This is a genomic window from Pontibacillus salicampi (assembly GCF_042434395.1).
GTDB classification, from domain to species: domain Bacteria; phylum Bacillota; class Bacilli; order Bacillales; family BH030062; genus Pontibacillus; species Pontibacillus salicampi.
Map to the genome: position 1 here is coordinate 169,182 of NZ_JBHLTP010000003.1, position 13,065 is coordinate 182,246.

10 protein-coding genes are annotated in these 13,065 nt (G+C 39.8%); 9 read left to right on the forward strand and 1 reads right to left on the reverse strand.

All coding sequences use genetic code 11. The annotated features are described in order from the left end of the window. The first annotated feature begins 202 nt into the window (after positions 1-202). The 5 genes from tig (at position 203) to yihA (ending at position 8,314) form a co-directional block, all read left to right on the forward strand. Positions 203-1,489, forward strand: coding sequence for a trigger factor (gene tig / locus ACFFGV_RS02285; protein WP_377344951.1), 1,287 nt, complete (start codon positions 203-205; stop codon positions 1,487-1,489). 540 nt (positions 1,490-2,029) lie between these two features. Further along, complete coding sequence (clpX, locus tag ACFFGV_RS02290) at positions 2,030-3,307, forward strand: ATP-dependent protease ATP-binding subunit ClpX (RefSeq protein WP_377344952.1); 1,278 nt, start codon at positions 2,030-2,032, stop codon at positions 3,305-3,307. A gap of 266 nt (positions 3,308-3,573) precedes the next feature. After that, a complete protein-coding gene (gene lonB, locus ACFFGV_RS02295) occupies positions 3,574-5,247 on the forward strand; it encodes an ATP-dependent protease LonB (RefSeq protein ID WP_377344953.1) in 1,674 nt (557 codons plus the stop codon). Between the two features lie 167 nt (positions 5,248-5,414). Then, complete coding sequence (gene lon, locus ACFFGV_RS02300) at positions 5,415-7,730, forward strand: endopeptidase La (protein ID WP_377344954.1); 2,316 nt, start codon at positions 5,415-5,417, stop codon at positions 7,728-7,730. Then, positions 7,730-8,314 (forward strand): ribosome biogenesis GTP-binding protein YihA/YsxC, encoded by a 585-nt coding sequence (gene yihA / locus ACFFGV_RS02305; protein ID WP_377344955.1) that lies wholly within the window; start codon positions 7,730-7,732, stop codon positions 8,312-8,314. The genes lon and yihA overlap by 1 nt, the downstream gene beginning before the upstream one ends. Before the next feature lie 62 nt (positions 8,315-8,376). Here yihA and ACFFGV_RS02310 read toward each other — a convergent pair whose 3' ends face one another. Then, the gene (locus tag ACFFGV_RS02310; RefSeq protein ID WP_377344956.1) at positions 8,377-8,865 is read right to left on the reverse strand and encodes a LiaI-LiaF-like domain-containing protein; all 489 of its coding nucleotides are present in this window, start codon (positions 8,863-8,865) and stop codon (positions 8,377-8,379) included. Between the two features lie 237 nt (positions 8,866-9,102). Between ACFFGV_RS02310 and hemA the strand changes: the two genes are divergently transcribed. From hemA to ACFFGV_RS02330, 4 genes are read left to right on the forward strand one after another with little or no spacing between them, the layout of a single operon-like run. After that, positions 9,103-10,473: a glutamyl-tRNA reductase gene (gene hemA / locus ACFFGV_RS02315; RefSeq protein WP_377344957.1), complete on the forward strand. Its 1,371-nt coding sequence runs from the start codon at positions 9,103-9,105 to the stop codon at positions 10,471-10,473. Positions 10,474-10,488: 15 nt separating this feature from the next. Next, positions 10,489-11,307, forward strand: coding sequence for a cytochrome c biogenesis protein (locus ACFFGV_RS02320; protein ID WP_377344958.1), 819 nt, complete (start codon positions 10,489-10,491; stop codon positions 11,305-11,307). A 21-nt stretch (positions 11,308-11,328) separates the two neighbouring features. Then, positions 11,329-12,258, forward strand: a complete 930-nt coding sequence (gene hemC / locus ACFFGV_RS02325) for a hydroxymethylbilane synthase (protein WP_377344959.1) — start codon at positions 11,329-11,331, stop codon at positions 12,256-12,258. After that, the gene (locus ACFFGV_RS02330) at positions 12,258-13,034 is read left to right on the forward strand and encodes a uroporphyrinogen-III synthase (protein ID WP_377344960.1); all 777 of its coding nucleotides are present in this window, start codon (positions 12,258-12,260) and stop codon (positions 13,032-13,034) included. Before hemC ends, ACFFGV_RS02330 begins: the two co-directional genes overlap by 1 nt. Positions 13,035-13,065: the final 31 nt, after the last annotated feature.

A 13,065-nucleotide genomic window follows, 5' to 3' on the forward strand; every position in this document is an offset into this window, starting at 1 on the left:
TAAAATATGATAGTTTGAAATAGAAAAGCATAGAGACTAGATATGACTTGGATTGTTATTTTGATATCAAGTATGAGTGTTGAAGTCAATATGGATTATGTTATAATAAGGTGGTTGCGAATTAAACTACCTTCTTTTATTCATTTTTAGAACAACCTAAACACACAATGATATGGAATTTATAGATGTTGGAGGGAATATCATGTCAGTAAAATGGGAAAAGTTAGAGGGTAACGAAGGTCAATTAACTATAGAAGTAGATTCAAAGGAATTTGACCGTGCCCTAGATCAAGCATTCAAAAAAGTTGTAAAAGATGTTCAGGTGCCTGGATTCCGTAAAGGAAAAGTACCTCGTCCAATTTTTGAACAGCGCTTCGGAGTAGAATCTTTATATCAAGATGCGCTAGACATCATTCTTCCAGAGGCGTATTCAAACGCTATTGACGAAGCGGGTATCACTCCTGTAGATCGTCCGGAAGTTGATGTGGATCAAATCGAGAAAGGCTCTAATCTTATCTTCACTGCAAAGGTTACGGTTAAGCCTGAGGTAGAATTAGGCAATTACAAAGGTCTTGAAGTAGAAAAGCAGGACACAGAAGTTACAGATGAAGATGTAGTAGAAGAACTTAAAAAACAACAAGAGCAACAAGCTGAACTGGTTGTAAAAGAAGAAGGTACAATTGAGAACGGTGATACCGTAGTAATGGATTTTGAAGGATTCGTAGACGGTGAAGCTTTTGAGGGTGGTCAAGCAGATAACTATTCTCTTGAAATCGGATCTGGCACATTCATTCCAGGCTTTGAAGAACAGCTAGTCGGTAAAGCATCTGGTGAAGAACCAGAGGTTGAAGTTAACTTCCCAGAGGAATATCATGCTGAAGAGCTTGCTGGTAAAGCTGCGACATTCAAAGTGACAATCCATGAAGTGAAAACAAAAGAACTTCCTGAAATGGATGATGAGTTCGCTAAAGATGTAGATGAGGAAGTAGAAACGCTTGCAGAGCTTAAAGAGAAGACGAAAACTCGCCTGCAAGAAGAGAAAAGCCGTGAAGCAGAAAATACAATGCGTGAAGAGCTTGTAAACCAAGCAACAGACAACGCACAAATTGACGTACCTGACGCAATGGTAGATACAGAGTTAGACCGTATGCTTAAAGAATTTGAGCAGCGTCTACAGATGCAAGGTATGACGTTAGATATGTACTATCAATTCTCTGGTCAAGATGAGGATGCTCTCAAAGAACAAATGCGTGAAGATGCTTCTAAGCGTGTGAAAACAAATCTTGTTCTAGAAGCAATCGCTGAATCTGAAAGTGTTCAAGTAACTGATGAAGATGTGAACGAAGAACTTGAGAATATGGCTTCTATGTACCAAACGGATGTAGACCAACTGAAGCAAATGCTTGGTGGTAATACAGACATGGTAGAAGAAGACCTGAAAATTAAAAAAGCGATCGACTTCCTTGTAGCGGAAAGCAAATCTGCATAATATCATTTAAACAAGGCGCGATATGATCGTGCCTTGTTTTTTTACACATAATTAGTAATGTAGTAATCAGAATGACTTACGGAGATTCCCTATTTACATATTTTAATGCTATAGTTATTTTTCTAATTTAAAAGATTAGTGTATGGAATGTTCGTCATTTTGGAAAAATACATATAACAACACCCCTTTTTTTCTGCTATACATCAGAACCATACTCATGTGCAGGTTTCATCTAAACAGTCCATCCTGTTAGGAAAAACCATACATACCAATAGCCAAAGGTTATGAACCAGCTAAGCATAACCGTTCAAATTGGCTGCCTAACCTCAGAGATATTGCGCTTTTATTGACTTCTTTTTAACTCATGTACATAATGAATACAAATGGCAGATAGGAAAAATGCAGTAGCTGAAGCATTTATACTTTTAGTCGTATCTATTATTTGATATGATGTCGTAAAGGAACGTTTTGGTTCGATTAATAATTTTTTGTTAAGTTTATGTATAGATAGTTGTGACTTTACTTTGAGAGGTGAAAAGCATGTTCAAATTTAATGAAGAGAAAGGGCAATTAAAGTGCTCCTTTTGTGGAAAAACTCAAGATCAAGTCCGTAAGCTTGTAGCCGGACCAGGAGTTTATATATGTGATGAATGTATTGAACTTTGCACAGAAATTGTGGAGGAAGAGCTAGGTAATGAGGAGGAAGTTGAATTTAAAGAGGTGCCAAAGCCTCAAGAAATCAACTCTATTCTTGATGACTATGTAATTGGTCAAGATTATGCTAAGAAATCCTTGTCTGTAGCCGTTTACAATCACTACAAGCGTATTAATGCTGTCCAAAAGCAGGATGATGTGGAGCTGGCTAAGAGTAACATCCTAATGCTTGGACCGACTGGTAGCGGTAAGACGTTACTAGCTCAAACATTGGCTAGAATTCTAAATGTACCATTTGCTATGGCAGATGCTACATCCTTAACAGAAGCTGGTTATGTAGGAGAAGACGTAGAAAATATTCTTCTTAAATTAATCCAGTCTGCTGATTATGATGTGGAAAAAGCAGAAAAAGGTATTATCTACATTGATGAAATTGATAAGGTTGCACGTAAATCAGAAAATCCATCTATCACTCGTGATGTTTCCGGTGAAGGTGTACAGCAAGCATTGCTGAAAATCCTAGAGGGGACTGTTGCAAGTGTGCCTCCTCAAGGCGGTCGTAAACATCCTCATCAAGAATTTATCCAAATCGATACCGGTAATGTATTGTTTATTGTTGGTGGTGCATTTGATGGTATTGACCAAATTATCAAGCGCCGTTTAGGTAAGAAGGTAATTGGATTCGGTTCTGAAGACCAGAGTGCAGAGGATTTGGATAAGGGTGACCTTCTAACAAGTGTACTTCCAGAAGACTTGTTGCGTTACGGGCTGATTCCTGAATTTATCGGTCGTCTACCTGTCATTGGTGCTCTAGAGCCTCTTGATGAAGACGCATTGGTAGAAATTCTTACTAAGCCTAAAAATGCACTAGTGAAGCAATACCAAAAGCTATTCCAAATCGACAACGTGGAGTTGGAGTTTGAAGAGGAAGCGCTTCGTGAAATTGCTCGTAAAGCAATTGAGCGTAAAACTGGTGCTCGTGGACTGCGTTCCATCATAGAGGGTATTATGCTCGATGTAATGTATGAACTGCCAGGCCGTGATGATGTAGAGCAGTGCATTATTACAGCCGATACCGTTACGAAGGAAAACGGACGTCCTAAGTTTGTGCTTAATGACGGTACTGTGAAAGATGAGAACGAAACACCGAAGGAAAGTGCATAATTACTTTTCATAGCAGAGCAGCAGCTACCTAGTACAGTTGCTGCTCTTCTTCAAACGTAAAAGAGTGCTAACCAGTAAAGCTCGCCCTGTGTGGCGAGTTTTTCTTGTGTTCCGTATTCGATGGAATCCTCTAGAGATAGCGGAAGAGTGACTGGTGAGCTCTGAATCTTATTTCTAATTCCCTTATGAATTCTAGGGTTTAATGTGACGTAATGGGGAGATACTAGCTGATAATATTAATGATGATTTGCTCAGGAGGATTCGTTATGACATTAGCTGGTATTGCTTTGTTTGTTCAACTATTTTTTGGGGTGATTATTGGGTTATATTTCTGGAATCTGCTTAAGAACCAACGATCACAAAAAGTGACCATTGATCGGGAATCCAAAAAAGAATTGGCAGACTTAAAAAAAATGCGTCAGATAAAGTTAAGTGAACCATTATCCGAAAAAGTAAGACCAAAGACATTTGAGGATATTGTGGGACAAGAGGACGGAATTGAAGCGCTTCGTGCTGCAATATGTGGAGCAAACCCGCAACATGTCATTGTGTATGGACCCCCAGGTGTAGGCAAGACAGCTGCTGCCAGGTTAGTGCTTGAAGAGGCGAAACAGGAGAAGGCTTCCCCGTTTCAACCTGATGCTGTATTTGTAGAACTGGACGCTACTACTGCTCGCTTTGATGAACGAGGGATAGCGGACCCGTTAATTGGTTCTGTTCACGATCCTATTTACCAGGGTGCCGGTGCTATGGGACAGGCTGGCATTCCCCAGCCTAAACCGGGTGCTGTATCCAATGCACACGGAGGAGTTCTTTTTATAGATGAAATTGGGGAATTACATCCTATACAAATGAATAAATTGTTGAAAGTGTTAGAAGATAGAAAAGTCTATTATGAGAGTGCCTATTACAGTGCTGAGAATCAGCAAATTCCCTTACATATTCATGAGATATTCAAAAAAGGGCTTCCGGCTGATTTTCGAATGATAGGTGCGACCACTAGAATGCCTAATGAAATTCCACCTGCCATCCGTTCCCGGTGTCTTGAAGTTTTTTTCAAGGATTTAGAGCACCCTGAAGTAATTGAAATTGCTCGTAAAGCGGCGGGCAAGATACAATTTGAAATAGAAGATAAAGGGGTGGAGACGTTAGCCAACTATGCTAGAAATGGCAGGGAAGCAGTGAACATGATTCAAATTGCATCTGGTCTGACGAAAAAGTCGAATAAACAGTCTATTTCCCAGGCGGAAATTGAATGGGTCGTAGATGCGTCTCAATTATCACCACGATATGAGAAGAAGGTTTTTGAGCATAACCAAATAGGGGTTGTGAATGGATTAGCGGTTTATGGTCCAAATACGGGCTCATTATTAGAGATTGAGGTCAGTGTGTTACCGACTAATCAGGAAGGCGCTATAAATATTACGGGAATTGCCGAAGAAGAAAGTATAGGAAGTCAAAGTAAATCTATTCGAAGAAAGAGTATGGCAAAGGGTTCGATTGAAAATGTCATTACTGTGCTGCGTTCTCTTGGGATACCTGCACATGAATATGATATCCATGTTAACTTTCCAGGTGGAATTCCAGTAGATGGCCCTTCCGCCGGAATAGCAATGGCAGTGGGGATTTATTCTGCTATCCACAAAGTGCCCGTCCGGCATGATATAGCCATCACGGGAGAGATAAGTATTCATGGTCATGTAAAGCCTGTAGGAGGTGTAATGGCAAAGATTAAGGCAGCTCGAAAGGCTGGGGCTAACAAGGTACTGATTCCAGCTGATAATGTGCAGGCGATGTTTGACAAGTTAGAAGGGATTACTGTTGTGCCTGTTCATACTATTCAAGAGGCATTGACCTATAGTCTTGCAGGGGATATTCAAGCACTGCTGCCAAGTAAACGTATTCGTTCTAGCGTTAATCCTTCCTCTGGTACTATGTAAAGAAACCAGCGCAGAAAACTGGGTTGATTGAATCATTTTACAAAGGAATGGGTTTTCTATATACTTTTAAAGAACCTTATCGTAAGGAGAAGGAAGAGCGTGTTGTTCTAGGAGGACCATGCTCTGTTTTCTCGTTAGGAATTTTATATACGGAGGTGTAAGATAAGATGACAAACAAAAATAACATCCCCCTCCTTCCTTTACGAGGATTGTTGGTGTACCCTTCCATGGTTATGCATTTGGATGTTGGTCGAGATAAGTCAGTCGCTGCGATTGAAACAGCAATGGTGGAGGATAATGAGATATTCCTCTCTGCTCAAAGGGAAGTAAGTGTAGATGAGCCATCTACAGATGATATATATAACATTGGGACTGTTGCGAAAATTAAACAGATGCTGAAGCTACCCAATGGTACCATTCGTATCCTTGTAGAAGGACTTTACCGTGCTCAGATTGAGGATCACATGGAAAACAATGAATTCTTTAAAGTGAGCATCTCTGAATTAGAAGAGGAGCATGGAGACAGGAATGAAGAAGAAGCGTTAATGCGCAGTCTTGTGGAGCAATTCGAACAATACATAAAAGTGTCCAAGAAAGTAAGCGATGAAACGGTATCTTCCGTTAAAGATATTGATATACCTGGGCGCTTGGCTGATATTGTTACCTCCCATCTTCCACTCAAAATAAAAGATAAGCAAAAGGTTCTTGAAATTGCAGATGTTCCTGAGCGATTGAAGCATATCATTGAACTTATTAATAATGAGAAAGAAGTCATGAATCTAGAGAAAAAGATCGGACAGCAAGTGAAGAAGTCTATGGAACGGACTCAAAAGGAATATTACCTTCGGGAACAAATGAAAGCTATTCAAAAAGAGCTTGGCGACAAGGACGGTAAATCTGGTGAAGTTGCTGAGTTAACTGAAAAAATTGAGAATGCGAACATGCCGGAGCGTATTGAAGCTGTTGCAAAGAAAGAGCTGGGAAGATATGAGAAAATACCGAGCAGTTCAGCAGAAAGCTCGGTTATTCGGAATTATATTGAATGGTTAATTGCACTGCCATGGACCGAGGAAACCGTTGATAACTTAGACATCCCTCATGCCGAGGATATTTTGAATGCAGATCATTACGGCTTAGAGAAAGTAAAAGAACGCATTCTTGAATATCTTGCGGTTCAGAAATTAACCGAGTCTATTAAAGGACCTATTCTATGCCTGGTAGGGCCTCCAGGAGTTGGAAAAACCTCACTAGCTCGTTCTATAGCTCGTTCTATGAATCGTAATTTTGTCCGCGCCTCACTTGGCGGGGTTAGAGATGACGCTGAAATACGTGGGCATCGAAGAACGTATGTAGGTGCTATGCCAGGACGAATTATTCAGGGGATGAAAAAGGCGGAAACTGTGAATCCGGTATTCTTACTTGACGAAATTGATAAGATGGCTAGTGACTTCAGAGGAGATCCATCCTCTGCCATGTTAGAAGTATTAGATCCAGAGCAGAATAATACATTTAGTGATCATTTTATTGAAGAAACTTATGATTTATCTAATGTTATGTTTATTGCTACTGCTAATAATATGAATACTATTCCAGGGCCGCTATTAGATCGGATGGAAGTTATTTCTATTGCTGGCTATACAGAGGTAGAAAAACTTCATATCGCTAAAGAACACCTATTACCAAAGCAAATTAAAGAAAATGGCTTAAAAAAGAGTCAGTTACAAGTTAGAGAGGATGCGCTCCTTAAATTAGTCCGCCGCTACACCAGAGAAGCTGGAGTAAGGGGATTGGAGCGTCAATTAGCTGCTGTATGCCGGAAGGCTGCAAAAATTATTGTTTCTGAAGATAAGAAAAGGGTAGTAGTAACAGAGAAGCAACTAGAAACGTTATTAGGAAAACCATTGTTCCGTTATGGACAGGCAGAGCTTGAGGACCAAGTAGGCACAGCTACTGGGCTTGCGTACACCTCTGCTGGAGGAGATACTTTGTCGATAGAGGTTTCCTTATATCCAGGAAAAGGTAAATTAACTTTAACAGGGAAGCTTGGCGACGTGATGAAGGAGTCAGCGCAAGCGGCGTTTAGCTACATCCGCTCTCGAGCCGAAGAATTAAAGATTGATCCGGAATTTCATGATAAGAACGACATTCATATCCACGTGCCAGAAGGAGCTACTCCTAAGGATGGACCATCTGCGGGTATAACGATGGCAACGGCTCTTGTGTCTGCTTTAACAGGGAGACCTGTGAGAAAGGAAGTTGGGATGACGGGAGAAGTCACCCTTCGAGGCCGTGTCCTGCCAATTGGTGGTTTAAAGGAGAAGTCCTTAAGTGCGCACCGTGCTGGATTAACAACAGTCATTATTCCAAAAGATAATGAAAAGGATTTAGAGGATATTCCAGAAAGTATTAGAGAGGGTTTGCATTTTATCCCAGTTGATCATCTGGATGAAGTGCTCAAACATGCATTAGTGGAGGAGAAATAATGAAGGTAAATCATGCGGAGCTTGTAATAAGTGCCGTTAGTCAACAACAATACCCGGAAGAACCTATGCCTGAAATTGCACTTGCTGGTCGTTCAAACGTGGGGAAATCATCTTTTATCAATAAGCTGATTCAGCGTAAAGCATTAGCTAGAACATCTTCCAAACCAGGGAAAACAGCCACGTTAAATTTCTATCGAATTAATGAGAGCTTTTTATTTGTAGATGTACCTGGATACGGATACGCTAAAGTGTCTAAAAAGGAAAAGGCAAAATGGGGAAGAATGATGGAGGAGTATTTCTCCACCAGAGATCATTTGCGGATGGTTGTTATGATTGTAGATATACGCCACGATCCATCAGAAGACGATGAGCTTATGTATGACTTTTTGAAGCATTATAATTTACCAATAACTGTCATCGCAACTAAGCTGGATAAGATTAAGAAAGGTCAACGTTCTAAGCAATTGCAGCGAATAATGGAAGTGTTAGAGCTAGAGCCTGAGGATACCTTGATTCCATTTTCAGCAGAAACTGGAGAAGGCGTAGAAGACGTTTGGCGAACAATTAAAGCTTATATTCAATAAAAATGCAAGGAGGTGCTCCCTCCTTGCATTTTTTAATAGGTTAAAAACGTGTAAAGAACCACCTATGTTCGCTTTTTAAAGAATAATAAATACAATCCTGTTAACACTAGGAGAAGGGGCCAGAATGTTTCAATCATGTTTACTAGAGCGTTAATCCAATGAAACCAACTAGGCTTATTGCTCACGAAAATGGTGAATAAGGATAGTCCTACTAGTATGATTCCTGAGAATAAACCACTTCTTGTCTTTTGATAGCGTATTAGAAAGGCAATGCCAATTATGAAAAGAAACACGCCCCAATGATCGATCCAAAATCGAAAGTGCTGTACACCGTGAAAATGAATTCCCAGTCCAAGGACTACGGTCCCAGGGAAGAGTTTATCGTGATCACGGGATAGATAACTATGCAGCATCATAGCAATTCCTATGATAATGAGAATAGTAGGCCAGGAATAGAAATTAGTAATGATCGGGATATTTAATTCCTTTAGAAGAAAATAAAGTCCGATACCGATGAGAAAGATTCCGCTGAAAGTATTTTGTTTCGTCATAGTCGTTCCTCCCTGCATCTAGGAATAGACGGATTTCTTGCTTGATTGTTAAGCTTATGTTAAGGTACATACGGTGTGAACTAGTCAATAGAGTAACAAAGTTATATCAATACTATGGTATCATAACCTTTCATTAACTGTTCACATTTTTCCAACGTAACAAACTAGGCAGACATGTTATAATAATATGTGATATAAAAAGTCGTACGTTCTTAAGTCGTTTTGGGGGTGTAAGGTGTGCATATATTAGTAGTTGGCTTAAATTATAAAACGGCCCCTGTGGAAATTAGAGAAAAGCTGACGTTTCCTGAGACGGAAACTGCTAAAGCGATGAAGGCATTGAACGAACAAAAAAGTGTTCTTGAAAATGTTATTATTTCTACATGCAATCGTACGGAAATCTATGCAGTCGTAGATCAGCTGCATACCGGCCGTTATTATATAAAACAATTTCTAGCCAATTGGTTCAACGTTGATAAAGAAGAATTCTCTCCATACTTATCCATATACGAAACAGATGGTGCAATGGAACATCTATTCCGGGTTATTAGTGGTTTAGATTCCATGGTACTTGGAGAAACACAGATTTTAGGACAAATGAAACAAGCTTTCCTCACTGGACAGCAGAGTGGGACTACAGGGACCATATTCAACCAGTTATTTAAGCAGGCAGTAACGTTAGCTAAGCGTTCTCATAAAGAGACCGAAATCGGTGAAAATGCTGTTTCAGTCAGCTATGCCGCAGTGGAATTGTCTAAAAAAATATTTGGTGATTTGCTAAACAAGCATGTTGTCATTTATGGTGCAGGAAAAATGGGCGAGCTTGCCGCTAAAAACCTGCACGGTTCAGGTGCAGAAAAAATTACAGTGGTCAATCGAACTAAAGAAAAAGCTATTACACTTGCCAAGCAATTCAACGGTACACCTAAAACTGTTGAGGAGTTATCGGATGTACTAGCTTCTGCGGACATTTTAATCAGTTCAACAGGGTCTAAGGATTACGTTATTAACAAGGAAACGATTGAACAAGTGCATAAACAGCGCAAAGGGCGTCCGTTGTTCCTTGTTGATATTGCTGTTCCAAGGGATTTAGACCCAGCTATTGATGAATTAGACAGCGTCTTCCTATACGATATAGATGATTTACAAGGAATAGTTGATGCTAATTTAGAAGCTAGAAAAGAAGCGGCTGAGCAAATCGAAATGATGATTGAAGCTGAAATCGTTGCATTTAAAGAATGGTTGCAGACGATTGGGGTCGTTCCTGTCATTTCTGCCCTTCGAAATAAGGCTCTTACTATTCAGGCTGACACGATGCAAAGTATCGAGCGGAAAATGCCAGACTTGACAGAACGAGAAAAGAAAGTGCTCAACAAACACACAAAAAGCATTATTAATCAAATGCTGAAGCAGCCAATTCTCCAAGCGAAAGAATACGCTGCTCATCCTGAAGCTGATCAGCACCTCGAAATGTTTAAAGACATATTCGGCATTGAAGAGGAAGTACAAGAGGAATTAGAAAAGCAACGAGTAAAAAACCAGAAACCTGTTCTAGATGCAGATGAGGAACTATCCTTTCAAGTAACTCCAAATGTAGCGAATTCTTAAGAAAGGACATTCCTTATGTACGAATTAAAATGGCTATATGAACTTATCATTATTTTGTATTGTCTCAGTATTATAGGGTATTTTATAGATTTCATTCAAAGTAACCGGAAGGCTAATCGAATTGCCTTCTGGTTACTTAGTATGGTTTGGGGGTTACAAACCCTTTTTTTATTGATTCAAATGTTAGGAAATTCAGAATTTCCGATTTCCACCATTTATGACGGACTATATTTTTACGCATGGATTCTCATTACATTCTCTTTAGTTATTAATCGTTTATTTAGGATTGATTTCTTTATTTTCTTTACGAATGTATTGGCATTTTTCTTAATGGTTTTACACATTTTCACCAGAGCAAGTGCAAATGCTACAGAACAATCTTTGAGGCTCGTTAGTGAATTACTGGTGACCCATATAACCCTTGCCATCGTTTCTTATGGATTCTTTACATTCTCAGCGATATTTTCATTAATGTATCTGTTGCAGTATCGTTTGCTGAAGCAAAAGAAATGGAACAAATGGCTGTTGAGATTAGGGGATCTTGGGCAATTAGACAGCTTTTCCTATATAGCTGTTGTTCTAGGTACACCTTTACTTTTAATTGCAAATATTTTGGGAGTTATTTGGGGGTACACATCCTCTGATGAGTTTTATATATTTGATTCCAAGACAATAGGATCCTTCTCCGTCCTTATAATTTACCTTGTGTACTTAGGTTTACGTGTAGTGAGAGGGTATCAGGGGAGAGCAATGTCTTGGTATAATACAGGAGCATTCCTATTTTTATTAGTTAACTTTTTCTTATTTGGAACGTTATCAAACTTTCATTTTTAGTGATGGGCAGGAGGAACGGTTATGAGAAAAATTGTAATTGGAACTAGAAAGAGTAAGCTGGCTTTGACTCAAACCAATTGGGTTATCGAGCAGCTGCAAAAATTAGATTACGATTACGAGTACGAGGTAAAGAAAATCGTTACACAAGGGGACAAAATACAAAACGTCACGCTTTCCAAAGTTGGAGGCAAAGCTTTATTTCTGAAAGAAATAGAAGATGCGATGTATAAGGAAGAAATCGACTTTGCTGTTCACAGTATGAAGGATGTGCCAGCAGAAACCCCTCCAGGGTTAACGATTGGCTGTATCCCTATCCGGGAAGATCATCGGGACGCTTATATAGCAAATGACAACGTGCCATTTCATGAATTACCTGAAGGAGCAGTAGTAGGGACAAGCAGCTTACGCCGTGCTTCACAGGTTCTGGCAGCTCGTCCAGACATACACATAAAATCCATCCGAGGTAATATCGATACTCGCCTGAGAAAATTGAAAGAGGAAGGGTTTGACGCTATTATTCTTGCGACAGCTGGATTAAGAAGAATGGGCTGGACCGATGAATATATAACTGAATACATGGAGCCAGACGTATGCGTGCCAGCAGTGGGACAAGGAGCTCTTGCTATAGAATGCCGAGCAGAAGACAAAGAAATTCTTGAGCTCATCAGCCATCTTAACCATGCATACACGTATAATACAGTGATGGCTGAAAGGACCTTCCTTGACCTATTAGATGGAGGCTGTCAGATCCCTATCGGAGCTTATGCTTATCTAGATAAGAAAGAAGTTGTATTAACAGCTATGGTTGGAAGCCCAGATGGAAAAACGATACTAAAAGAAGAAGTACGTGGTTCTGACTATTATGAAGTAGGGAAAATTGCCGCTGATCGAATTCGGGAACGTGGTGGAGCAGAGATTATCGAAAAGGCAAAAGAGGAGATCGATAACTAATGATGCCTCTTCAGGATAAGAGAGTATTGGTTACTAGAGATGCTGATAAAGCGTACACTCTCACCTCCCTTATTGAACAACAAGGCGGAATTTCTATAGAAATTCCGCTTCTTCACTTTCATGCTTTATATAGCAGGGAGAATCAGAAGCTGCTGGAACGCATAGAAGATTTTGAATGGCTGTTCTTTACAAGTGCCAATGGTGTTCATTTCTTTTTCACTTTATTGGATTATTACCAGATCAATCGTAAGAAGTTATCTGAAATGAATTGTGCTGTAGTTGGAACGAAGACAGAGAAAGCGCTTCAAGATCAAGGGGTACCAGCACAATTTGTCCCTCATACGTTTACGGGGCAATCTATGGGGAAACATTTTGCGCAGGAAGTAAGCAATGAAAACAAAGTGCTGGTAATTCAAGGGAATTTAGCGAGACAGGCAGTGGTAAAAGAGCTTACAGATGAGAAGTTCCATGTTGAAACGGCAATCCTGTATGAAACAAACGTAAATGTTAAAATGAAGGAGAAGCTGAAAACAACACTACAGGCAGGTGAGGTGGATATTCTTACCTTTACAAGTCCCTCTACTATTAAAGCATTCATAGATTTGGCTGATTTAGAATGGGGTGAAAAGGTTGCGACCCTTCCTTGTGTTTGTATAGGTCCTACTACAGAAGAAGCAGCTATACACTATGGCTTTCAATCTATACTAGCCCCTAATCAATACACTGTAGAAGGCATGATGGAAGTAATGGTAGAATATGTGTTGCATTCACAGTAGCATGTCTTAATTAAATGGAAAATGGAAGAAA